This is a genomic window from Stenotrophomonas sp. 14P6.2.3 (genome assembly GCF_057799055.1).
This window is the reverse complement of sequence record NZ_JBYOLA010000003.1, coordinates 92,647-116,009: the sequence shown is the minus strand read 5'-3', so window position 1 is coordinate 116,009 and position 23,363 is coordinate 92,647. Positions and strand designations below refer to the sequence as shown.

Below are 23,363 nucleotides of genomic sequence, written 5' to 3'. Positions count from 1 at the left end.
GCATGGTGCTCTTCAGTAGATCCACGCCATGCGTGGATGCTCATTGCCCCAATGTGGCCATGACGAAATCGACGAAACACTGCAGACGCGGTCGTGGGCGACGGTCGGGCAGGTAGATCAGGTGCATCGGCCGTGGCTCGGGCAGATGGTCACGCAGCAGGGGCTTCAATCGTCCTGCCGCGATTTCACCAGCAAGCAGCGCGGTCGGCTGCAGCACCAGGCCCGCACCCGCCACGGCTGCTTCGCGCAGCGCGTAACCGTCATTGCTGGTCAACCGCGCTTCCCAGTCCACGTGTTCACCATTGGCCAACTGCCAACCGTGCCCGCCGCGCCAGGCCAGGTGGCTCAGGCAATCATGTCCTTCAAGATCGGCCGGCGTGCGCGGCGTGCCGCGGCGGCGCAGGTACGACGGTGATGCGCACAGGCTCATCGCATACGGCGGCAGCGGCCGCGCCACCAGTTCCTGCGACGGCAGCGGACCGACGCGGATCGCTGCATCGAAGCCATCCTCGATCAGATCGATGCGGCGATTGCTCAGGTCCAGTTCGAGGTTCAGCAGCGGCTGTGCCCGCAACAGCTCGGCCAGCAGCGGTGCGAGTACACAGCTGCCCCAGGTGGTCGGCGCACTGACCCGCAACAGTCCGCGTGGCTGCACCTGCAGCCCGGCCACGTCCGCCTCGGCCTGCTGCACCTGTTCCAGCACCTGCCGGCACCCGGCCAGATAGGCGTTGCCGGCCTCGGTCAGGCGTTGGCGCCGGGTGTTCCGCTGCAGCAGCGCGGTGCCCAGGTGCGCTTCCAGCTGCTGGATGTACTTGCCGACCATCACCGCCGAGACCTGCAGTTGGCGGGCGGCGGCGGAAAAACTGCCGTGCTCGGCCACGGCGACGAAGGCCTGCATGCAGCGCAAGGTATCCATTGCAAACCCATGGTTAGGAATATGCGAATCATACGCTCCTTACCAAACCACCCAGTGACGGCGCAGACTGCGTCCATTCCCTCTCGCAAGGAGCTGTCATGAAGATTCTTCTCGTCGGTGCCAGCGGCACCCTCGGCCAGGCCGTTGCCCGCCACCTGGGCCAGCAGCACGACATCCTCGCTGCTGGTCGCCGCAGCGGCAGCCTGCGCGTGGACCTCACCGACGACGCCAGCGTGCGCGAGCTGTTCGCGCAGACCGGCCCGGTCGATGCAGTGATTTCCACCACCGGCAAACTGCATTTCGGCCCCCTGCAGCAGATGACACCCGAACAGTTCAACATCGGCCTGCAGGACAAACTACTCGGTCAGGTGCGCCTTGCACTGGCCGCGCAGCACCACCTCAATGCTGGCGGTTCGATCACCCTGACCAGTGGCATCGTCAGCGCGCAGCCAATCCGCGATGGTGCCAACGCCACCGCCGTCAACCATGCACTGGAAGGTTTCGTGCGCGCGGCGGCGCTGGAACTGCTGCCGCGCGGGCTGCGCATCAACGTGGTCAGCCCGAACGTGCTGGTGGAATCGATGGAGGCCTACGCTCCGTACTTCCCCGGCTTTGAAGCAGTCACCGCACAGCGCGCGGCGCTGGCCTTCCAGCGCGCGGTGGAAGGCATCCAGAGCGGCGAAACGATCACGGTCTGGTGACGGGCGTGCCGACCAGGGTCGGCACCCACCAGCACGGTCAGCCCCAGCGCATCGGGCCGTCGCCGCGTTCGCCGAGCACGTCATCCGGGTTGGCCAGGCGGCAACGCTTCAGTGACAGGCAGCCGCAGCCGATGCAACCGGTCAGCTCGTCGCGCAGCAGCTGCAGCATGTGGATGCGTTCTTCGAGCTCCACCTGCCAGCGTGCCGACAGCTTGGCCCAGTCGGCCTTGGTCGGCGCCCGCCCCTGCGGCAGACTCTCGAACGCACGCGCCACCGCCTCCAGCGGCATGCCCACGCGTTGCGCCACGCGGATCACCGCCAGCCGCCGCAGCACATCGCGGGCGTAGCGGCGCTGGTTGCCCGACGTGCGCAGGCTGCTGATCAACCCCTTGCGCTCGTAGAAATGCAGCGCAGAAACCGCCACGCCGCTGCGGCGGGCGACATCGCCGACGCTCATGTCCTGTGCCAGCATCGATTGACCTCAACTTTGGTTGAGGTGGCATGCTGCTACCATCGCCGCCAGATGACAAGCGCGGCCCGTCCGCCACCCGCAGGAACCCGATGCCCTCCCCCGCTGCCACGGCCGATCCGGTCGACTCCTCCATCCTGTCCGCGCGCTACCGCGCCACCACCGTGGGCATGGTCGCCCTGGTCTCCCTGCATGCCTTCGAGGCGCTGGCGGTAGCCGCCGCGATGCCGACCGTGGCCGAGGCACTGGACGGCCTGCGCCTGTATGCGCTGGCCTTCGGTGGCACCTTGGCCACCAGCGTGATCGGCATGACCCTGGCCGGCCGCTGGGCCGACCGCCACGGGCCGGCACGGCCGCTGTGGTGGGGCCTGGCCTGCTTCGTGCTGGGCCTGCTGCTGGCCGGCTTCGCGATGCGCATGGGCATGCTGGTGGCCGGCCGTCTGCTGCAGGGCCTCGGCGCCGGTGCCATCTCGGTCTCGCTGTATGTGATGGTCGGCCGTACCTATCCCGAGCATCTGCGGCCGAAGGTATTCGCCGCGTTCTCTGCCGGTTGGGTGGTGCCCTCGATGATCGGCCCGGCACTGAGCGGGGTGATCGTGCAGCATCTGGGCTGGCGCTGGGTGTTCCTGGCGGTGCCGCTGCTGGCGATACCGGCCGGCCTGCTGCTGCGACCGGCGCTGGCGCGCATGCAGGCTGCAGCGACCGGTGCTGCCCATGATGGCCGCGGCAGCATCGTGCGCTGGGCCACCGGCGCGTCCCTGGCTGCCCTGCTGCTGTACCTGGGTGGGCAGCAACAGGGCGTGCCGGCGCTGCTGTGCATCGGTGTGGCAATGCTGGCGCTGCTGTTCTGCGTGCATCGCCTGTTGCCCGCCGGCACCCTGCGCCTGCGCCGCGGCCTGCCCAGCGTGATCGCATTGCGTGGCGTGGCCGCTGCCGCGTTCTTCGCCTGCGAGGCCTACCTGCCCCTGCTGCTGCAGCGCGAGCGCGGGCTGTCGCCCAGCTGGGCCGGTGCGGTGCTGAGCCTGGGTGCGCTGGGCTGGTTCACCGGCTCGTGGCTGCAGGGCCACCAGCAGCGCGGCTGGTCGCGCCAGCAACTGCTGCGCGTCGGCACGCCGCTGATGACCGTGGGCATCGCCGCGACGCTGGCGGTACTGTTCACTGCGGTGCCACTGCCGGTCGCCCTGGTCGGCTGGACGCTGACCGGCTTCGGCATGGGCATGATCTACGCCAGCCTGTCGGTGCTGACGTTGTCGTTGTCACCGCCACACGAACAGGGCGCGAACACCTCGGCCCTGCAGTTGAGCGAAGCGCTGTCGGTGACCACCGCACTGGCGGTATCCGGCGCGCTGTTCGCGTTGTTCGTGGAACGCGCCCCGCATACCGGTTACATCCTGTGCCTGGCCATCACCCTGGGCCTGGCCGCGTTCGCCACCGTGATCGCCAGGCGGGTGTAGACGCGCTGCGGGTTCCGCCGGGGCGCGCCCGGCGGACGCCGCGATCAGGGCCGCGCCACCGTGCCCACTTCATCGATGTCCTGGTGCAGGATGCGGCGCACTTCCAGCACCGCCTGCGGGGTTTCCTGCACGCTATGGCCGGAAATGATCACCTTCTCCGACAGCGCGCCCGGCAGGTGCGAGCTCCAGTACGGCACCAGCCCATCGTCGGACTTCTCCACCGGCAGTTCCGGTTTGCGCTGGGCGATGATCGAGTGGTACTTCAGGCCCGGCGTGATCGGCAGCTGTGCAGCGGCTTTCACGAACGGGTCGCTGGCCTTGAGGTTGTCGATGCTGTTGGGAATCTTCGGCTTGGCCGTGCCATCCACCTGCTGCTCGGCCTGCGCCAGCGCCAGGAACACATCCTCGAACTTGCCGAGGATGGTCAGCGGCAGGCGAACGAGGCGGCCGATCAGGCGACCGACCTTGTTGCCGGCGATGTCCGTGCCTTGGTGCGGGGCGGCGATGAAGATCGCACGCTCCACGTTCGGTTCGGCCTTGAAGTGCAGCAGCGGCCCCAGCTTGGACTGCACCCGCTTCAGGCGTTCGCCCTTCAGGTCATAGTTGGCCAGCAGATCGTTCCACAGCACGTCGCCGGAGTCGCTGACCAGCAGCCGCGCCAGCACGCCGCCCATGCTGTGGCCGATGTAGACCATGTCCCTGGAGGCACGAGTGCTGCCGTTCGGGTCGAAATGCTTCAGCGTGTCGTTGAACGCGTTGGCGATCTCATAGCGGTTCAGCGCGATCGGCGCATTGGTCGGGTAGTACACCTGCCACACCTGGAACTCGCGGCGCAGTTCAGGGTCACCCATGATCTCGTTGGCCAGGTTCACCCACGCTTCCGGGCTGCTGCCCAGGCCATGCAGCATGAAGATGATGCGGCGGTTCGGATCCCACGGCTGCATCAGGTAGATGTGCGGCTCGCCGATACCTTCGCTCATGCCGAACAGGGTACGCAGCGACTGTGTGGCGAACCCGCTCTGCGCCAGCCACAGGCCGTAGGCAGCAGTGAAGTTGCCCGCCAGCGGCACCTCTTCGCCATGCAGGCTGATGCGCTCGGTCGCCTCCGGCGAATAGCCATCCAGCAGCACCTGGCGGGTGCGCATCACATCCTCCAGCGTATTGCCTTCAAAACGCAGCAATGCGGTGACGTTGATCGAGGACATCTCGCTGTACTCGGGCACCGAATCGTCGTGCTGGTGGCGTCGTCCACGGCGGGTGCCGTCTTCCTGGTCGTCCTTCGTGGCCTGCGCCTGTGCCGTTTCGGCCTTGGCCCCTTCCGCGGCGACCGCCGGCACCACCAGCTTCGGCGGGTCCATCACCATCACCAGTTCGGCGCCGAAACCATCGCGGCGATAGGTGCTGCGCATGCCGACGAAGCTGACGGTGCCTGCCGGCACCAGCTGCTTGGGGATGCTCTTCAGCGACAGCCGCTGGAAATCGGACGCCAGCGTCCAGCTGCCCGCCGACACCGGCTTGGTGTAGTCCTCGCCGGCCAACGCTGCGGCGCGAGCGCGCGCGAACAACACCACGGCGGCCTTCTCGGCAGCGTAGTTGTAGTAATCGCGCACCTGCGTCTGCCGGTCCTCGAATGCGCGATCGGAGGGCGAGCGTCCGCTGTAGAACAGATAGGCGTAGCCGTAGCGCGCCGCCTCCAGCCACGCATCCAGCGCCGCATCGCTCATCGGCGGCTCGTTGGCCGCCTGCTTCTTCGGCGTCAGTGCCAGAGCGGCCTTCACCCAGAGTTCGGACAGCGTCGACAAGCGCTGCTCGACGTTGAGGTCATCGGTCATCAACAGCGTGCTGCGGCAGACCAGGAAGTCCTTCTCGCACTGCGATTCGTCCAGCCCGGCCGCACTCAGCGTCTCGCGCGAGGCGGGGCTGAGCTTGCCGGTGTTGAGCACGTCGGCACGCTTGTTGACCAGGTAATCGCTGGACGCCACCTGCTTGACGGTGACCATCGCGCAGCCGCTGCCACCCAGCAGCAGGAGGGCAGCCAACAGCGCCGGCAGCACGCGCTGCCAGCGGAACAGGATCATCGGGGTCATTGCTGCGGGTCCTGCTCGGTGCCGGGGATGCCCTGGCGGATCACGGTGGAGAAATCATCGTCGGGGGCCATCTTCAGCGCGCGCTCGGTGATGCGGCCCTTGGCGTGCAGTTCGGCGTACGGCACGCCGGGGGTGAGCGCGCCCACCTCCTGCGCGTACTCGGCCAGGTAGCCCGAGGCCAGCAACCGGTAGTCAAGCGGCAGGCGCGGGGCGATATGCCGCGCCAGATCGAAGACGATCGTGGTGCAGTTGCTGGTCAGGGTGTTGTAGAAGCCGGGCTTGGCATCAAGCTGGCGTGCCTGGTCGATGTAGGCAGCGAAGAGGGTCTTGAGCTGGTTGCGGTCCATGCCGTGCAGGCGGTACAGGTAGACATCCTCGCCGCGCGCGTTGGTACGGGTGCGGATGATGTCGGTTTCTTCGGAGGCGACCAGCGTCATCTCGAACTTGCGGAAGAAGCCGCCCAGCGCCGAGAACGATTCACCGCGCTCCTTGCGGATTTCCAGTGAGAACACCAGGTGGCGCCCGTCCTCGAATCCGAACGAGACCAGGGTGTGGGCGATCGCCGGGCCCATCCAGTACGACAGCACCAGATCGGCCGAACGCAGCTGGTCCAGGTCGTAGCTGCGGCGCACCCAGCGCGCGTCGTAGTCGGTCTCGGTACGCCAGGTGAAATCGCGCACATTGTCCAGCACCACGTGGCGGCCATCGAAAGATTCCACGTGCAGGCGCTGCGCCACGTCATCGGCCCAGTCGCGGTCCTGGCGCGGGGTCAGCAGCAGCCACCACAGCCCCGCAAGCGCCAGAGCGCCGGCAAAGGCCGCCCACAGCCTGCGCGTGCCACGGCCGCGCGCCACCTGCCAGGCCGCCCAGGCGGCGGCCAGCAACCACAGCAACGCCACAGCGCCGCCCAGCCAGCCCGGCCCCGGCATCTGGTAGGTCAACAGACCGGCCACCCACAGCGCCAGCAGCACCATCACACATCCTGTCATCCATCGTCCTGCGGCTTTCACTGGCGTCCTGTCGAGGTCCCGGGGCGGCATAGTTAGCCACAAGCCGCCTCACGGCGACATCTACAACCGGTTCAGGCTGGCCCGGCAGGGGCATACTGGCACCCACCAAAGGCGCGCAGGGAGCAGAGATGGGCATCACCACCGTGGCCGGCGTAGCCGTGCAGGCGCAGCACCGGGCCAGTTGTCATTGCGGCACGGTCGAGCTGCTGCTGGACCTGCCCGAGGGCATCGTCGACCCGCGCCGCTGCGATTGTTCGATGTGCCGGCGCCGCGGCGCCATCGCCGCCAGCGTGGCACGGGACGGGCTGCAGATCGTGCGCGGCCAGGCTCATCTGCGCCTGTACCAGTTCAACACCCACGTGGCCGAGCACTATTTCTGCGGCGTCTGTGGCATCTACACGCACCACCGCCGCCGCTCCAACCCGGACCAGTACGGCTACAACGTGGCCTGCCTGGAAGGCATCGATCCGTTCGCGCTGGGAACGATTCCGGTCAATGACGGGGTGAACCACCCCGCCGACCGTACCGGTTAGTGCCGGCTGCGCCGCAGCGGCGGCGCGATCTTCTGCCACGGCGCCATGCTGGCCCGGCCGACGCGCAACGGGCGCTTCAACGGCGTTCGACGCGAGGGCGTGTCCGCTGCAGGCGGCAGCGTTTCGGCGGGCAGCGCAGGGCGCGGGGGCCAGAGTCGGTCGAGCAACCACATGGCAGGTCTCCGTTGGGGGCGGGGACGATCTACCGTACCGATGCCCAGGCCAAGACCGGGTGATGGCGCTGCGGCATACCGATGACAGCTGGCGGCCCTGCCCTCAGTGCACCGGCCGCGCCCTGCCCAGCCGCCGTACCAGCACGAAGAACAGCGGCACCAGCACCACTGCCAGCACCGTTCCCGAGAGCATGCCGCCGATCACGCTCATGCCGATCTCACGGCGGCTGACCGCGCCGGCGCCGGTGGCCAATGCCAGCGGAATGACGCCTGCCACGAAGGCCAGCGAGGTCATCACGATCGGCCGCAGGCGCAGGCGTGCGCCCTGCAGTGCCGCCTCCACCGCCGAACTGCCTGCGCGGTAGCGCGCTTCGGCGAACTCCACGATCAGGATCGCGTTCTTTGCCGATAGTCCAATCGTGGTCAGCAATCCCACCTGGAAGTAGATGTCATTGACGAAGCCCGCAGCCGTGGTCGCCAGCACCGTACCGATCACGCCCAGCGGGATCACCAGCACCACCGCTACCGGAACCGTCCAGCTCTCGTAGAGCGCGGCCAGGCACAGGAAGATGAAGGCGATCGACGCGGCATAGAGGTACAGGGTCTGGTTGCTGGCCAGTTGTTCCTGGTAGGACAGCCCGCTCCATTGCAGATCGAACCCAGGCTGATCGGCCACCAGCGCCTGCATGCGCTGCATCGCTTCACCCGAGCTGCGCCCTTCGGCCGCACTGCCCTGGATCTGCATCGCAGGCAGGCCGTTGAAGCGCTGCTGCAGCTGCGGCCCACGCGCCCAGTGGCTGCTGGCGAAGCTGGCGAACGAGGCCATCTGACCGTTGCCGCCGCGCACATACCACTGACCGATGTCGTCGGGCACGCTGCGGTAGGGCTGGTCGCCCTGCATGTAGACACGCTTGACCCGACCGCGGTCCAGGAAATCATTGATGTAGCTGCCGCCCCAGGCGGCAGACAGCGTGGAATTGATGTCGGCCTGGGCCAGACCCAGCGCACTGGCCTGGGCGTGGTCGATGTCCAGCCGCAGCTCGGCCTTGTCACCCAGCCCGTTCAAGCGCACCGACGTGAGCCCATCATCTTCGCCGGCCGCGCGCACCACCTGTTCCTGCGCCGCCTGCAAGGCCACGCGACCGGCCGCGCTGGTGTCCTGCAGCCACAGTTCGAAACCGCTGGACTGGCCCAGGCCACGCACGGCCGGCGGAGCGAGTACATTGACCTTGGCATCGGGCAGCTTGCGGAAATAGGCATTGGCGCGCGCGATGATCGCCGCCGCAGTGTTGTCGCCGTTGCGCTCGTCCCAGGGTTTGAGAGCCAGGAAGCCCTGCCCCGCATTCTGGCCGGTACCCGCATTGTTGCGACCGACCACCACGAACACCACGTCCAGGTTCTGCTTTTCATGCTCCATGAAGTAGCGGCTGATCTGCTCACCCAGCGCCTCCGTGCGCGCCATCGGCGTGCCTTCCGGCGTGGAGAACTGGAAGGTCACCTGGCCCTGGTCCTCCACCGGCAGGAAGCCGGTCGGCATGCGCGCATACAAGGCAATCATGGCGATCACCAGCAGCAGGTAGAACGCCATCCAGCGCCGCGGATGGGCCACCACGCCCCCCAGCCTGCTCTGGTAGGCCGACTGGCTGCGTTCGACGCCGCGATTGAACGCAGCAAAGAAGCGCCCCGGTGGCTTCTGTGCCGACGAAGGCTTGAGCAGGGTCGCGCACAGCGCCGGGGTCAGGGTCAGCGCGACCAGCGCCGACAGCGCCATGGCAGATGCAATGGTGATCGAGAACTGCCGGTAGATGATGCCGGTGGAACCACCGAACAGCGCCATCGGCAGGAACACCGCGCCGAGCACCACGGTGATGCCGATCAGCGCACCGGTGATCTCGCCCATCGACTTCTCGGTCGCCTCGCGTGGCGGCAGATGCTCTTCGTGGATGATGCGCTCCACGTTCTCCACCACCACGATCGCATCATCGACCAGCAGGCCGATGGCCAGCACCATCGCAAACAGGGTCAGCGTGTTGATGGTGAAGCCGGCCACCGCGAGGACGCCGAAAGTACCCAGCAGCACCACCGGCACCGTGATCGCCGGGATCAGGGTGGCACGCACGTTCTGCAGGAACAGGAACATCACCACCACTACCAGCACGATCGCCTCGATCAGGGTGTGGATGACCCCTTCGATGGAGACCCTTACGAACGGCGTGCTGTCGCGTGGATAGGCGACCTGCAGCCCGGGCGGGAACGTAGGCCGCAGCCGCTCAAGCTCCGCGCGCACTGCATCGGCGGTGGCCAGCGCGTTGGCGCCGGAGGCCAGGGTCACCGAGAAACCTGCGGCCGGATAGCCGTTGAGGTAGCTGCTGGTCTGGTAATTCTCCGCGCCGATCTCGACCCGCGCCACATCGCCCAGGTGCACTGCCGCGCCACTGGGCAGCGTGCGCAGGATGATCGCGCGGAACTGTTCCGGGGTCTGCAGGCGCGACTGCGCGGTGACGGTGGCATTGAGGCTCTGCGTCGCACTGGACGGCAGCGCCCCCAGTTCACCGGCCGTGACCTGGGTGTTCTGCGCCTGGATCGCACTGCGCACATCCGACGGCATCAGGTCGTAGGCACGCAGCTTGTGCGGATCCAGCCACACCCGCATCGCATAGGCCGAACCGAACACATTGATCTCGCCGACGCCGGCAATGCGGCTGATCGGATCCTGCACGTTGCTGACCAGGAAGTCGGAAACGTCCACCCGCTCCATGCGCCGGCTGGTGTCGTACAGCGACACCACCATCAGCGAGTCGCCCTGCGACTTGGCCACGGTCACGCCCTGCTGCTGCACTTCCTGCGGCAGGCGGTTGATGGCCTGGTTGACGCTGTTCTGCACCTGCACCTGGGCGATATCGGGGTTGGCGCTCTGGTCGAAGGTGACCGTGATCCGCGCCTGCCCCGAAGACGAGCTGGTGGAAGAGAAATACAGCAGGTGGTCGATGCCCTTGATCTGCTGTTCGATCACCTGGGTGACGCTGTCTTCCACCGTCTGCGCAGACGCGCCGGTGTAGTTGGCGGTGATGTTGACCTGCGGCGGTGCGATGTCCGGATACTGTTCGACCGGCAGCTGGGTCACCGCAATCGTGCCGAACGCCATGATGCAGATCGCCAGTACCCAAGCGAATACGGGGCGGTGGATGAAGAAGCGCGGCAGCATGCGCTCAGTCCTTTCCGGCCGGCGCGGCCACGGGCGCGGGCTTCACCCGCACCGGCATGCCGTCGGCAAGGCCCTGCGCCCCCGCCACCACCACCTGCTCGCCGGCGCTGATGCCATCAAGCACCAGCCACTGGTTGCCGACCGCGCGTGCGGTGCGGAAGATACGCAGCCGCGCCTTGCCCTCCTTGTCCACCAGCCACGCCTGCGCCTCGCCCTTGGCACTGCGGTCCACCGCCGACTGCGGCACCAGCAGCGCCTGCTGCTGCGTGCCCTGGCCCACCTGCGCGCGCACGTACATGCCCGGCAGCAGTTGTCCTTCGGGGTTGGGGAACTGCGCACGCAGGGTGATGCTGCCGGTCTCCTGCTGCACATCGATGTCGGCGAACTCCAGCGTGCCCGGCAGCGGGTAGTCGGTGCCATCGGACAAGCGCAGCCGCACCGGCGCGCTGTTGGCCTGCACCCCACCCTCGGCAATGGCACGACGCAGCGCCAGGTACTCGTTGCTGGACTGGGTGATATCCACGTTCATCGGATCCACCTGCTGGATCCGCGCCAGCGGGTCGGCCTGCGCCGACGTCACCAGCGCACCGGGGGTGAACAGCGCGCGCCCGATGCGACCGGCGATCGGTGCGGTGACTGTGGCAAAACCCAGCCGCGTGCTGGCGGTATCGCGCGCCGCCTGCGCAGCCTGCACTGCCGCAGCGGCCTGCTGGCCACTGGCGATGGCATCGTCCACGTCCTGGCGTGCGGCCAGCTGGTCCTTGCCCAGCGCCTGCATCCGCTGCGCCCGCAGACGCGCGGTCACGGCCGCCGCTTCGGCGGTCTTCAGGTTGGCCTGCGCCTCGTTCAGGGCGGCCTGGTACAGCGCCGGCTCGATCTGGAACAGGGGCTGCCCGGCCTTCACCAGCTGCCCCTGCTCGAACAGCCGCTTCACCAGCACCCCGTCCACCTGCGGGCGTACATCCGATTCCTGCGAGGCGATGGTGCGTCCCGGCAGCTCCTGCTCCAGCGCCAGCGACTGGTTCTGCAGCGTCAGCACGGTCACTTCCGGCGTCGCGGCGCCTGGTTTGGGCGCGTCCTTGCCACAGCCGGCCAGCAGGGTCGCCAGGGCCAGCAACAGCAGCGGCAGGCGCCAGGTTCGGGGCAGGCGCCTGGCCGCAGCCGGCAGGACGAAATACGGAAGGGTCATCGGCAGCAGGTTCCACGCGCCGGGGGGAGCGCTCGGCGCCGAATATAGAAGACCCCGCGCTGCGATCCAGCGAAAAACGCATGAAACATTTTTCATTTGCAGTGCACGCCCGTGGTTGCGAGGATGCGCTGGTCCCAATCTGCAAAGTGGCCCATGCCGCGCGTACTCACCATCGAGGACGACCTTGTCACCGCGGAGGAAATCGCCACCGAGCTGCGCAGCCACGGCTTCGAGGTCGACCTGGCGGCCGATGGCAGCAATGGCCTGGCACTGGCACGCGCCGGCGACTACGCCGTGATCACCCTGGATCGCATGCTGCCGGGCGTGGACGGGCTGACCCTGGTCACCACGCTGCGCCGCGAAGGCGTGACCACGCCGGTGCTGATGATCAGCGCATTGTCGGACGTGGACGAGCGCGTGCGCGGGTTGCGCGCCGGTGGCGACGACTACCTGACCAAGCCGTTCGCTTCGGATGAAATGGCAGCGCGGGTGGAGGTGCTGATCCGCCGCCATGGACAGACGGGCACAGCCGACAGCGTGCTGCGCGCCGGTGATCTCGAACTGGACCTGATGAGCCGCTCGGTGCGCCGCGGCGGCCAGGAGATCAGCCTGCTGCCGACCGAATTCAAGCTGCTCGAATTCCTGGTCCGCAATGCCGGCCAGGTGGTCACCCGCACCATGTTGTTCCAGGAAGTCTGGGGCTACCACTTCGATCCGGGCACCAACCTGATCGACGTGCATATCGGCCGTGTGCGCAAACGCATCGAGCAGCCCGGCCGCACGCAGCCGATCAAGACCGTAAGGGGAACCGGCTATGTCTTCGACGCGCAACCCTGATCAGTGGCGCTCGTCCAGCAGCCGCCTTCTTGGCCTGTACTGCATCCTGTTCGTGGCCTGGTCGAGCATGCTGCTGGGGGTGATGTACTGGCGCATCTCGGACTACCTGAACGACCTGACCGAATCGGGTCTGCAGCAGCGCGCTCATCTGTTCATGAGCTTCGACGGCCCTGCCCTGGATGACGCGCTGCGCGACAGCCAGCGCTTCGACCTGCACCAGGTGTATACGTACGGGCTGTTCGACAACGCCGGCATGCCGATGGCGGGGCCGCTGACGGCCATTCCCGAGGGACTGCCGTTGGATGGCAACTCGCATCCTGTGGCGGGTTGGACACTGGTCGATGGCCCGCATGAGAGCGGTGGCAGCGCGCTCGGCGTGGTGACCCGCGATGGCCGCACACTGGTGTTCGTGCGCCAGAACGGCAAGCTGATGGCGGTCAACAGCATCATCCTCGATGCGCTGCTGTGGGGCGTGTCACTGACCGTCATTCCCGGGCTGGTGGGCTGGCATCTGCTGCGCCGGCGCCCGTTGAAGCGGATCCAGCAGATCGAAGCGGCCACCAACCGGATCATCGCCGGCGACCTCGGGCAACGGCTGCCGGTGTCCAACCGGCGCGATGAAATCGATCGGCTGTCGAGCATCGTCAACGCCATGCTGGAACGCATCGAACAGCTGATGACCGAGGTCAAAGGCGTGTGCGACAGCATCGCGCATGACCTGCGCACGCCACTCACCCGGCTGCGTGCGCACCTCTACCGCATGCGCGTGGGCCTGGACGAGCACGACCCGCATGCGGACCCGCTGGACAAGGCGCTGGCGGAGACTGACATGCTGATGGCGCGCTTCGCTGCGCTGCTGCGCGTGTCCGAGCTGGAAAGCCACCAGCGCCGCTCCGCCTTCGACAAGGTCGACATCGCCGACCTGCTGCAGGAGCTGCACCAGTTCTACCTGCCGTTGGCCGAGGAGAAACAACAGGAGCTGCAGCTGCAGGTCGCGCCGCAGATCGGCGTGCTGCGCGGCGATCGCGAGCTGCTGTTCGAAGCGGTGGCCAACCTGCTGTCCAACGCCCTGCAGTTCACGCCCGCGCACGGGCGCATCCTGCTGCGCGCGGTGGACGACCACGGCGCGCCCCGCATCGATGTGATCGACAACGGGCCGGGCATCCCGCCGCAGGACCGCACCTTGATCTACCAGCGCTTCTTCCGCGGCAGCAGCAGTGCCGGGCAAGCTCCAGGATTTGGCCTGGGGCTGTCGATCGTGGCCGCCATTGCGGGACTGCACGGCTTCCGCGTCCGCGCCGGCAGCGGCCCGGACGGCGGCGCCTGGATGAGCATCCGCGGTGCCGCAGACGGGCTTCCCTGAGGCGGTCACCGCCACCATCAGTTACCGGCTCTGGGCACGGCAACGGCCGTTGAGCTCCGCAGCAGCACATGCAGCAGCAAGGCACTGCCGGCGGTCAGCGCTGACAGCATGTGCAGCAGTTGCGCCAGCGCCTCGCCGCTGGCGCAACTGCAGGGCCGTTGCTCCGGGCAGCAGCGGCTGGGCCGAATGCAATGCTCCGGTTGCCAGATAGGCCGCCGCCCTGCCCAGTGCCGGAGCAGATGCGCCCTGCAGGCGGTGGCTGATGAGCGTCGCCAGCAATGCGGTCACCGCCGCCAGTGCGATGCCCTCGCCCGCTACCCGCACCGTGCCGAAGATCCCCGCCGCCATGCCCGCGCGTTGCACCGGCACCACACTGACCGACAACCCGTCCATCAACCCCCAGGGCAATGCGGTGCCTGCACCGATCAGCAGCAGCGGCGGGATCCATTGCGCAGGCAGCGGATGTACCGCCTGCCGCGACAGCAGATACAGCCCCAACGCGCAGAGCAGCAACCCAGCCACGCACAGGCGCGTGCTTCCCATCCGGCCGGCCCAGCGCGCGGCCAGCAGTGGCAGCACCAGCATCGGCGCGGACAGCGCCAGCATCTGCACGCCGACGGTGGCGACGCCCTGGCAATGCACGCCCAGCAACTGCAGCGGCAGCACCACCAGCAGCACCACGTAGCCGAAGCAGGTTGCCACCGGCAGCAGCTGCACACCGACGAATGCCCGCTGCGCGAACAGCGAAAGATCCAGCAACGGCGCCGGCTGCCTGCGCTCGATCAGTACGAACGAAGCCGCCAGCAGCGCGGCCGCCAGCGATGCCCACCGTACCCGCGCTGCGGGCAGGCCGAATTCGCCCAGCCACAACAGCGCCAGGGTCAGCATGCTCAGCATCAGGCTGAAAGCCAGCATGCCCGGCACGTCCAGCCGCCCGGCCTGCCCGCGGCTCTCTGGCAGCACGCGCACTGCCAGCATGCATGCCAGCAGAGCCAGCACACCACCGGCGGCAAACACGCTTCGCCAACCCATCGCCTCAAGCAGCGCGCCCGCAAGCAGCGGCCCCAGCGCCAGGCCGGCGCCAAAGGTGGTGCCCAGCAGGGCAAACACACGCATACGGGCCTGGCCGTGCCACGCCTGCGCCAGCGCCGCGCTACCCGATGCCAATGCTGCGGCAGCGCCCACGCCTTGCAGACCGCGCGCCAGGTCCAGCCAGAACAGATCCGGCGCCATGCAGACGAAGAACGTCGCCAACGCGAAACCGCCGCTGCCCAGCAGGAACAGCCGGCGTCGCCCATAGCGGTCCGCCAGTCCCCCTGCCGCCAGCAGCAGGCTGCCGAAGCTGAGCATGAAGGCGTTGGTCACCCAGGCCAACGAAGCGGGCGAGCTGGCCAACTGGATGGCCAGCACCGGCACCGCTACCGCGCCGGCCGAGAACGACAACGGCAACGCGAGCGCCGCCAGGCACACCGACACCAGGGCCCAACGCCCTTGCACGGGCTGGGAATCCATCAAGAAACGGGCCATCGGGGCCTCCTGCAATCGGGGCATTGATGATGAACAGGCCGCGATCGGGTAAAAACAGGCTCACAGGCGTTTGATTACGGCCAGGTGTTCCGCAATCATCCCGCCATGGATTCCATTTCCGCACTACTGGCTTTCGTCCGCACCGCCGAGGCCGGCAGCATTGTCGGCGCCGCGCGCGTACTGGGCCTGTCCGCTTCGGCGGTGGGCAAGCGGATCGCCCGCCTGGAACAGGACCTGGGTACGCGACTGTTCCACCGCACCACGCGCCGCATGCACCTCACCGACGAAGGCGACCTGCTGCTGCAGCGCTGCCGCCGTGCATTGGATGAACTGTCCGAGGCCCAGGCCGACCTTGCGCAGCGTCAACTCGCTCCCCGCGGGCTGCTGCGGATTGGCCTGCCCACCATCGGCTACCGTTTTCTGCTGCCGGTGCTGCCCGGCTTCCAGCAGCGCTACCCGCAGGTGCAGTTGGAACTTGATTTCAATGACCGCCTGGTCGATGTCGTCAGCGAAGGACTGGATGCAGTGATACGCAGCGGTGAACTGGCCGACTCCAGCCTGATGTCGCGGCGCCTCGGCAGCTTCCACTTCGTGCTGTGCGCAGCGCCGGTCTACCTGCGAACACACGGCTGGCCACAGTCGCTGCCGGAACTGCGTACGCTGCAGGCGGTGCGTTTCCGCTTCCCGACCACCGGCATGCTGCAACCCTGGAGCCTGCCCGGCGTCGATGGCGACGCCGGCGCCGCTCTGACTACAGCAATGACCTGCAACAACATGGAAGCGCTGCTGGCCGCTGCAATCGGCGCCATGGGCGTCGCCTGGATGCCCGACTTCCTGGCGGCCGAAGCACTGGCCGATGGCCGGTTGCAGCAGGTGTTGCCGATGGTGGAGCCGCAGCGCGGGCAATTCTCACTGCTCTGGCCCGGCAATCGTCATCCCAGCGCGCGCCTGCGGGTGTTCATCGATTACATGGCCGACCATCTGTTCGCCCGTCCTTGTTGAGCAGACAGATGCACCGCCCGCCGCCGCTCCCCATGCACGACGCGCATTGCCACCCCCGAGGCAAGCGCGATCAACGCATTCGTGGCTGACCACGAACAGGCGGCGGGCGATGCGGGTTGGCGTACCGGACAACTCTGGGACTGACCGGCGGATCATGGTGATCCCCACACATCGCCCACCACGGACAGCGGGTCACGTGACCGGAAGGCGCCATCCGTGCGCCTGCCGATCACGTGCCAGAGTTGATTGTGGGACGCCAATCCCAGCCGGCCGATGATGGCCGACGGCGATATGCTGGTCGTTGTCGCCGAGGCGGTATGTAGGGGTTGCCCGCGCCTGTGCATCAGGCTTGCTGCAGGCGCGATTTCCAGGGACAGAACTGCAGGCCGGATCACATTCCGGAGGCATGCACGACGCAGACAACCGCCCTACCCGCGCATGCAGCACGGATGCTCAGCCGGCAATCACGACACTACCGGTTGCGCTGCCATCGCCAGGAAATTCTGCAGCACCGGCGTCGGCGATTCCGGGCGCATGCAGAACTGCAGTTCGAACGCAGCATTGCCGCCATCCAGTGGCCGATAGACGATTTCTTCGGGACGGAACCCGCTCATGCTTGCCGGCACGATCGCCACGCCCGCTTCCACGGCCACCAGCGACAGCACTGCGTGCATGCCCTGCGCTTCCTGCACGACCCGTGGCGTGAAGCCGGCAGCGGTACACAGGCCCAGCACCTGTGCATGGAAGCCGATCCCTTCAGCAGAGGGCCAGGACACGAAGGGCTCGTCCATCAGGTCTGCGACATCCAGCCGTTGCTGTGCCACCAGCCGATGCGCGCGCGGCAGGGCAATGGCCAGCCGATCATGGTCGAACGCCTTCAGATGCAGTTCTGCGGAAATGATCGGTGGAATCAGGATGCCGAGGTCGATGCGCCCTTCGCGCAGCCACTGTTGCTGCTGCCGCGAAGTGGCTTCGTGCAGATGCAGCTGCACCTGCGCAAACGCGTGGCGGAACTGGCGGATCAGCGCCGGCAGGCGCCCATACAGTGCGCTGCCGACGTAACCTACGCGCAGGCTGCCGGTCTGCCCTGCCGCCGATTCGCGCGTGCGCTGCAGCGCCTGTTCGGCCTGTTGCAGCGTCGCGCGCGCTTCCACCAGCAGCGTCTGCCCCGCCGCGGTCAAGCCCAGCGTGCGGTTGCCGCGCACGATCAATCCCGTGCCCACCTCGTCTTCCAGGCGCCGCATGGCCGCCGTCAATGGCGGCTGCGACATGTGCAGGCGTGCAGCGGCGCGATGGAAGTGCAGTTCTTCGGCCACCGCCACGAACTGGCGGAGCAGGCGCAGATCGATCATTTCATCGCAGGCAGGTGGAGACCCGCCTAGGGTACGCGCTCAGCCGCGCGCGTCGACACTCGGCCGTGCAATGACCGGCCACTGCAGGGCCACCGATTCGATGCTGTCGGCGGCCACCGCGCGCAGGTCGCGTGGATAGTCCACGTGCTCTGCTTCCTGCAACCGCAGTGCATGGAACTGGCCGTTGCTGGCACGCAGAATCCAGCCACCCTGCCGGCAGCGCGTGGAAACCAGGAACGCCACCCCGGTGGCCACGGCATCGGGATGCAGTTCATCCGGCTCTCCGTCGATGCCCCACATGCGGGTCTTGGCCACCGGCGATACCGCGTTGACCACGATGCCATGTTCGGCGCCTTCCAGGGCCAGCACATTGACCAGCCCCTGCGCGGCCAGCTTGGCCATCGCGTAGCCGCACAGGCCGCGCTGCGCATACTGCGGGTACAGCGCGCGATCGGAGGTGGTCAGCACGATGCGTCCGCCGCCGGCAGCGCGCATCGCGGGCCATGCCGCCTGCGCCAGCCACAGCGGTGTCTTCGCGGCCAGGCACAACATCTGCTCCAGCGCATCGTCCTCCACCGCTTCGATACCGGCATAGGCCACCCAGCCGGCGTTGTGGATGATGAAGTCCAGGCGACCGTGGCGCTGCAGGATGTCCTGCACCAGCGCATGGCAACCACTGCGCTCGTTGATGGGGCCGCTGGCGGCCTCGACCGGCAGGCCCTGGCTGCCCAGCGCCGCCACCGCCGTGGCGATGCGCTGCGGATCGGCGCCCGTGCCGTCCGTTGCGGCGCCCACGTCATGCATCACCACATGCGCGCCACGTTGCGCCAGCAGGCGGCTGTAGGCCAGACCCAGGCCACCGGCGGCACCGGTCACCAGGCCCACCTGGCCTTCGAACGAGATACTGGAATTGGGTTTCATACAGCCAGCATCGGCGAGCGCCATCCTCCTCGGCCAATACTGTTTGCACGACCGCGCGATACACCAACGGTATCGCGAGACGATGGGGCTGGGCTGTCAGCGGCTGAAGCGACGGGCACCGGCTACGCAGATCACCGCCGCTACGGTCACCAGCAGCATGCCCGCGCTGACGGTCTCGTGCAGCAGCATCGCCGCCAGCGCCAGGCCGAAGAACGGCTGCAGCAGCTGCAGCTGGCCAACCGCGGCGATGCCACCCTGGGCCAGACCGCGATACCAGAACAGGAACCCGATCAGCATGCTGAACACCGCCACATACCCCAGCGCCCACCAGGCCGAGGCAGCGACCGCCGTGAACGAGACCGGGCGCATCGCCACCATCAGCGGCAGCATCACCGGCAGTGCCAACAGCAGTGCCCAGCTGATCACCTGCCAACCGCCCAGATGCCGGGCCAGGCGGCCGCCCTCGGCGTAGCCGAGCCCGCAGACCACGATCGCCGCCAGCATCAGCAGGTCGGCCTGCAGCGAGGCCTCGATGCCGTTGCGTGCGGCGTAGCCGACCACGCAGGCGCTGCCCAGCAGCGAGAACACCCAGAATGCCGGGCGTGGCCGGTCACCGCCGCGCAGGACGCCGAATACTGCTGTGCTCAGTGGCAGCAGTCCCAGGAACACGATGGTGTGGGCTGACGTTGCATGGCGCAGGGCCAACGCGGTCAGCAGGGGAAAGCCCACCACCACGCCCAAGCTGACCAGCACCAGGCCGGGCAGATCGCTTCTGAGCGGGCGCGGCTGCCGCAATGCCAGCAGCAGTACCAGCCCCAGCAACGCGGCAATGCTGGCGCGCGCGGCAGTAACGAAGCTGGCGTCCAGTTCCATTACCGCCAGACGGGTGGCCGGCAAGGAGCCGGCGAAGATCACTACACCGATGAAGCCATTGATCCACCCGCTTGCCGACCGTTCCACACCCTGCTCCAGAAGTACCGGGCGACAGCCGGCTGTGCCCGTCATTGAGCCACCGGGCGCCGGCGATACACAGCTACAATCCAGTACAGTCACAAGTAACTGTACTGCTCACAATTCCCCTACAGTCGCCCTCATGACCCGACCACCCAGCCGCATCGACAGCGTCATCCACGCCGTCCGCTCACGCATCAGCTCGCGCCTGGATGGCCCGGGCAGCCGCCTGCCCTCGGTGCGCGCGCAGGCGGTGGCGATGGCCGTTTCCGTGTCCACCGTGGTCGAGGCCTACGAACGATTGGCGGCCGAGGGCGTGATCGCCGCGCGCGCCGGCTCCGGCTTCTATGTGACTGGCCCGGCAGCACCGCTGGCGCTGGCCGAGATGGAACCGCGCCTTGATCGCGCGGTGGACCCGCTGTGGGTATCGCGGCAATCACTGGAAACCCCACCCGGCCACCTCAAGCCCGGCTGCGGCTGGATGCCCAGCGACTGGCTGTACCACGATGGCCTGCGCCGTGGCCTGCGCCGCATGGCCCGCGCCGACGCCGCACACCTGGTTGACTACGCCGGGCCACTCGGCCTGCCGGCACTGCGGCAGACGCTGCAGCGACGCGCGGCCACGCTGGGCATCGAAGCGTCGATGGAGCAGCTGCTGCTGGCCGAATCGGGAACGCATGCGGTCGACCTGATCTGCCGCTTCCTGCTGAAGCCCGGCGACTGCGTGCTGGTCGATGATCCGAGCTACTTCAACTACCACGCACTGTTGAAGGCGCATCAGGTGCAGGCCATCGGCGTGCCCTACACGCACACCGGCCCGGATCTGGAAGTGTTCGCCAGCGCATTGCAGGAACATGCGCCGCGCCTGTACATCACCAATTCCGGACTGCACAACCCGACCGGCGCGGTGCTGTCGGCGACCACGGCCCATCGCCTGCTGGGCCTGGCCGAACGCAGCGAACTGATCATCATCGAGGATGACATCTTCGCCGACTTCGAGCTGCGTCCGGCGCCGCGGCTGGCAGCGCTGGATGGATTGTCGCGGGTAATCCATGTCGGCAGTTTCTCCAAGACCATCTCCGCGGCATCGCGCTGCGGCTACATCGCCGCGCGCCCGGACTGGATCGAGGCACTGACCGATCTGAAGCTGGCCACCAGCTTCGGCGGCGGGCACCTGGCCGCACACCTGATGCAGATCACGCTGACCGACAGCGGCTACCGCCGGCACATGCAGGCGGTGCGCACGCGCCTGGCCGATGCGCGCAAGCACACCCTGCGGCAGGTGCAGAAGCTGGGCATCACGCCATGGCTGCAACCGGAAGCAGGGCTGTTCCTGTGGTGCCAGCTGCCCGATGGCCGCGATGCATCGGCCGTGGCACGGCAGTGCCTGCGCGAAGGCGTGGTGGTGGCTCCCGGCAATGCCTTCAGCCAGTCGCAGCGGGCTGCCGACTACGTGCGCTTCAATGTGTCGCAGTGCCGGGACCCGAAGATCTGGCAGGTGCTTGGGAAGGCGTTGGACTAGCGCCTCAACCGGGGCATCCGCAGTCACGCCGCCAGCGGCACACCTTCGACAAACGTCTCGCAAACTCGCAGGCGAATCGGCGTCGCAGCACCGAACGCCTCGAGGAGCGCGCGAACCCGCGGCCACTCGAGCCCCCCCAACCCGGCACCGATACTCGGCAGCGCAATCTCGGGTACCTCGCGTACCTCGGCTTCGCGCAGCATCTCCGACAGCGCTCGCTCTACCGCACTGAACTCAGCCTTCGTGCGCCAGTTGAGCTGTGTGCCCAGATTGAACACAGTGACAGCCCCCTCCTCCCATACAAAGACATCTCCCGGGGCGAATTCACCAGCCATGCAAAGGCGTCGGTAGGCTTCATACATCGCCGGCCAGTGCTAACGGAACGCCACCGCGATGCCCTTGCCCATTGCCCCTGCGCAGTTGCATCCGTGGGCGTAGCTGCTCAACCCCGGTGTAGCGAAGATGTCGCCGGTTTCGAAACTGACGGGCATGCGTGTGATCCTCTGCTGCGGATGCAATAGTGTCCAGCCCAGGTGTCTCAACTCCTGAGACCAGAATGGTATGCGAAGCACTTGATACGCCACGCCGCAAGCACCATGACCTCGGAATCTACCCGCCAGGAATGAGCATGCCTTCCTTCTCCGATCCCCACGCCGTCGCCCGCTACGCCGACGGCCCGCTGCGGCAGGTGCCGGGTTTCCTAGGACTGCAGCAGATGACCCACCTGCTGCTGGCCGAACATGTGCCCGACGATGGCCAGGTGCTGGTGCTCGGCGCAGGTGGCGGCCTGGAGCTCAAGGCCTTCACCGAAGCGCACCCGCAGTGGCAGATGCTCGGTATCGATCCGGCCGCGCCAATGCTCGCGCTGGCCGAACAGACCCTGGGGCCATTGATGGCGCAGGTCACGCTGCTGGAAGGCTACGTCGACGATGCCCCGCCCACCGTCTTCGACGGCGCCACCTGCCTGCTCACCCTGCATTTCCTCACCGTTGAGCAACGACTGCACACCCTGCGCGAACTGCGGCAACGACTGCGTCCGGGTGCGCCGCTGGTGGTCGCCCACCACAGCGTGCCGCAGGACGCGGCCGGCAAGCATCGCTGGCTGCAGCGCTATGCTGCGTTCGGCGAGGCCTCCGGCATTCCACGTGCCGATGCGCAGCGCGCAGCCGCCGCGATCGCCGAGCGTCTACCGCTGTTGTCGCCCGAGCAGGAAGTGGCGCTGCTGCAGGAGGCTGGCTTCGACAACGTGGAACTGTTCTACGCCGGCTTCAGCTTCAAGGGCTGGGTGGCCCATGCGCCGACCGCGCCGGCATAGCGCCGCCACGCACGCTCAAGGCACCACGGTGATGCCGATCCGCTGCATCAGCAGCGCCACCTGCTGCACATCCAGCGTGGCGCCACGCAGGTTGGTGCTGCGCACGTCCAGCTCACCCAGTTCGGAGTTGGTCAGGTCGCAATCGGTGAAGTTGGCCGTGTTCCAGTCGATGCCATCGAACTGGCCACCGGACAGGTCCGACCCTGCAAAACTGGCACCGCTGACGTTGGCCCCTTCCCAGCGGTTTTCCCACAGCTCGCACTTCTCCAGCGTCACCCGCGAGAAGTTGGCATAGCGCAGGTTGGTCTTCTTGATGAAGGCGCTGCAGAACCAGCTGCGCGTGGTGATCTGGTTCATGAAACTGGCGTTGCTGAAATCGGCGCCCTGCGCGCGGCACTCGCTGATTTCCAGCCCCAGCGCCTTGATGAAGTTGAAGTTGCACATGCTGATGTCGCACTGGCGGAAGCTGGCTTCTTTCAACGTGGCACCACTGAAACGGCACCCGGTGCGCGTGTCGGCGTCGTAGAAACCGCAGTTCACGAACTCGGTGGCGGTGAGGTCCGCGCCGGAGAAATCGCACTCGTGGAACTGCTGGTCGACCACCTTCTGGCCGGTGAACTGATCGGCGCCGATGCGCAGCTTGTGATGAACGGTGGAGGACATGCAGGGTTCCGTGCCGGGTGCCTCGCCATGATGCCGCGCGGGAAAGGGAATGAGCAGCGCCAGCGCCCGCGCGATTCACCATCGCTGCAGTTGGAGTGTGTACAGCCCGTCTCGCCAACTTCTGGCCGGGCACTCGATGTTGCACGTTCATGCGCGTTTATGCACAATTGAAG

The 23,363-nt window shown here is 67.3% G+C and carries 20 protein-coding genes and 1 pseudogene; 8 read left to right on the top strand and 13 right to left on the bottom strand.

Going from position 1 to position 23,363, the window contains the following annotated elements:
* Window positions 1-40: 40 nt before the first annotated feature.
* Complete coding sequence (locus AC27VL_RS03985; protein ID WP_488765592.1) at window positions 41-916, bottom strand: LysR family transcriptional regulator; 876 nt, start codon at window positions 914-916, stop codon at window positions 41-43.
* Between the two features lie 98 nt (window positions 917-1,014).
* On the opposite strand from AC27VL_RS03985, the gene AC27VL_RS03980 reads away from it, so the two are divergent.
* Window positions 1,015-1,617, top strand: coding sequence for a short chain dehydrogenase (locus AC27VL_RS03980; protein ID WP_099819246.1), 603 nt, complete (start codon window positions 1,015-1,017; stop codon window positions 1,615-1,617).
* A gap of 37 nt (window positions 1,618-1,654) precedes the next feature.
* On the opposite strand, the gene soxR is transcribed toward AC27VL_RS03980, so the two are convergent.
* Complete coding sequence (gene soxR / locus AC27VL_RS03975) at window positions 1,655-2,089, bottom strand: redox-sensitive transcriptional activator SoxR (RefSeq protein WP_032951587.1); 435 nt, start codon at window positions 2,087-2,089, stop codon at window positions 1,655-1,657.
* 29 nt (window positions 2,090-2,118) lie between these two features.
* Between soxR and AC27VL_RS03970 the strand changes: the two genes are divergently transcribed.
* Window positions 2,119-3,540, top strand: a complete 1,422-nt coding sequence (locus AC27VL_RS03970) for an MFS transporter (RefSeq protein ID WP_488765591.1) — start codon at window positions 2,119-2,121, stop codon at window positions 3,538-3,540.
* A gap of 44 nt (window positions 3,541-3,584) precedes the next feature.
* On the opposite strand, the gene AC27VL_RS03965 is transcribed toward AC27VL_RS03970, so the two are convergent.
* Entirely contained in the window at window positions 3,585-5,627 is a 2,043-nt protein-coding gene (locus tag AC27VL_RS03965; RefSeq protein WP_488765589.1) for an esterase/lipase family protein, read from the bottom strand.
* The gene (locus AC27VL_RS03960) at window positions 5,624-6,601 is read right to left on the bottom strand and encodes an Lnb N-terminal periplasmic domain-containing protein (protein ID WP_488765695.1); all 978 of its coding nucleotides are present in this window, start codon (window positions 6,599-6,601) and stop codon (window positions 5,624-5,626) included. Before AC27VL_RS03960 ends, AC27VL_RS03965 begins: the two co-directional genes overlap by 4 nt.
* Before the next feature lie 164 nt (window positions 6,602-6,765).
* On the opposite strand from AC27VL_RS03960, the gene AC27VL_RS03955 reads away from it, so the two are divergent.
* Entirely contained in the window at window positions 6,766-7,170 is a 405-nt protein-coding gene (locus AC27VL_RS03955) for a GFA family protein (RefSeq protein WP_089239261.1), read from the top strand.
* On the opposite strand, the gene AC27VL_RS03950 is transcribed toward AC27VL_RS03955, so the two are convergent.
* The 3 genes from AC27VL_RS03950 to AC27VL_RS03940 all read right to left on the bottom strand — a co-directional run bounded on the left by AC27VL_RS03950 (window position 7,167) and on the right by AC27VL_RS03940 (window position 11,737).
* Complete coding sequence (locus tag AC27VL_RS03950; RefSeq protein WP_488765588.1) at window positions 7,167-7,343, bottom strand: hypothetical protein; 177 nt, start codon at window positions 7,341-7,343, stop codon at window positions 7,167-7,169. The genes AC27VL_RS03955 and AC27VL_RS03950 overlap by 4 nt on opposite strands.
* Before the next feature lie 103 nt (window positions 7,344-7,446).
* A complete protein-coding gene (locus tag AC27VL_RS03945; RefSeq protein WP_100551717.1) occupies window positions 7,447-10,548 on the bottom strand; it encodes an efflux RND transporter permease subunit in 3,102 nt (1,033 codons plus the stop codon).
* Window positions 10,549-10,552: 4 nt separating this feature from the next.
* Window positions 10,553-11,737, bottom strand: a complete 1,185-nt coding sequence (locus AC27VL_RS03940) for an efflux RND transporter periplasmic adaptor subunit (RefSeq protein WP_100551716.1) — start codon at window positions 11,735-11,737, stop codon at window positions 10,553-10,555.
* Window positions 11,738-11,890: 153 nt separating this feature from the next.
* Between AC27VL_RS03940 and AC27VL_RS03935 the strand changes: the two genes are divergently transcribed.
* Both AC27VL_RS03935 and AC27VL_RS03930 read left to right on the top strand, forming a co-directional pair.
* Complete coding sequence (locus AC27VL_RS03935) at window positions 11,891-12,574, top strand: response regulator transcription factor (RefSeq protein ID WP_100551715.1); 684 nt, start codon at window positions 11,891-11,893, stop codon at window positions 12,572-12,574.
* Window positions 12,552-13,937 carry a sensor histidine kinase gene (locus AC27VL_RS03930; RefSeq protein WP_488765587.1) on the top strand — a complete coding sequence of 462 codons (1,386 nt, stop codon included), beginning with the start codon at window positions 12,552-12,554 and terminating at the stop codon, window positions 13,935-13,937. Before AC27VL_RS03935 ends, AC27VL_RS03930 begins: the two co-directional genes overlap by 23 nt.
* Before the next feature lie 17 nt (window positions 13,938-13,954).
* Here AC27VL_RS03930 and AC27VL_RS03925 read toward each other — a convergent pair.
* A pseudogene (locus AC27VL_RS03925) lies at window positions 13,955-15,464 on the bottom strand (MFS transporter).
* A 105-nt stretch (window positions 15,465-15,569) separates the two neighbouring features.
* Between AC27VL_RS03925 and AC27VL_RS03920 the strand changes: the two are divergent.
* Window positions 15,570-16,466: a LysR substrate-binding domain-containing protein gene (locus tag AC27VL_RS03920; protein ID WP_488765586.1), complete on the top strand. Its 897-nt coding sequence runs from the start codon at window positions 15,570-15,572 to the stop codon at window positions 16,464-16,466.
* A 464-nt stretch (window positions 16,467-16,930) separates the two neighbouring features.
* On the opposite strand, the gene AC27VL_RS03915 is transcribed toward AC27VL_RS03920, so the two are convergent.
* The 3 genes from AC27VL_RS03915 to AC27VL_RS03905 all read right to left on the bottom strand — a co-directional run bounded on the left by AC27VL_RS03915 (window position 16,931) and on the right by AC27VL_RS03905 (window position 19,699).
* The gene (locus AC27VL_RS03915; RefSeq protein ID WP_488765585.1) at window positions 16,931-17,818 is read right to left on the bottom strand and encodes a LysR family transcriptional regulator; all 888 of its coding nucleotides are present in this window, start codon (window positions 17,816-17,818) and stop codon (window positions 16,931-16,933) included.
* 39 nt (window positions 17,819-17,857) lie between these two features.
* Window positions 17,858-18,739 carry an SDR family NAD(P)-dependent oxidoreductase gene (locus tag AC27VL_RS03910; protein ID WP_100554055.1) on the bottom strand — a complete coding sequence of 294 codons (882 nt, stop codon included), beginning with the start codon at window positions 18,737-18,739 and terminating at the stop codon, window positions 17,858-17,860.
* A gap of 96 nt (window positions 18,740-18,835) precedes the next feature.
* Window positions 18,836-19,699, bottom strand: a complete 864-nt coding sequence (locus AC27VL_RS03905; protein WP_100551712.1) for a DMT family transporter — start codon at window positions 19,697-19,699, stop codon at window positions 18,836-18,838.
* A 133-nt stretch (window positions 19,700-19,832) separates the two neighbouring features.
* Here AC27VL_RS03905 and AC27VL_RS03900 point away from each other — a divergent pair, with 133 nt between their 5' ends.
* Entirely contained in the window at window positions 19,833-21,212 is a 1,380-nt protein-coding gene (locus tag AC27VL_RS03900) for an aminotransferase-like domain-containing protein (protein ID WP_488765582.1), read from the top strand.
* A gap of 23 nt (window positions 21,213-21,235) precedes the next feature.
* Here the strand turns inward: AC27VL_RS03900 and AC27VL_RS03895 are convergent, their stop codons facing one another.
* Window positions 21,236-21,574 carry a macro domain-containing protein gene (locus tag AC27VL_RS03895; protein WP_488765581.1) on the bottom strand — a complete coding sequence of 113 codons (339 nt, stop codon included), beginning with the start codon at window positions 21,572-21,574 and terminating at the stop codon, window positions 21,236-21,238.
* Between the two features lie 266 nt (window positions 21,575-21,840).
* On the opposite strand from AC27VL_RS03895, the gene AC27VL_RS03890 reads away from it, so the two are divergent.
* Window positions 21,841-22,527: a class I SAM-dependent methyltransferase gene (locus AC27VL_RS03890; RefSeq protein ID WP_100551709.1), complete on the top strand. Its 687-nt coding sequence runs from the start codon at window positions 21,841-21,843 to the stop codon at window positions 22,525-22,527.
* A gap of 15 nt (window positions 22,528-22,542) precedes the next feature.
* Here AC27VL_RS03890 and smqnr read toward each other — a convergent pair whose 3' ends face one another.
* Entirely contained in the window at window positions 22,543-23,190 is a 648-nt protein-coding gene (smqnr, locus tag AC27VL_RS03885; RefSeq protein ID WP_100551708.1) for a SmQnr family pentapeptide repeat protein, read from the bottom strand.
* Window positions 23,191-23,363: the final 173 nt, after the last annotated feature.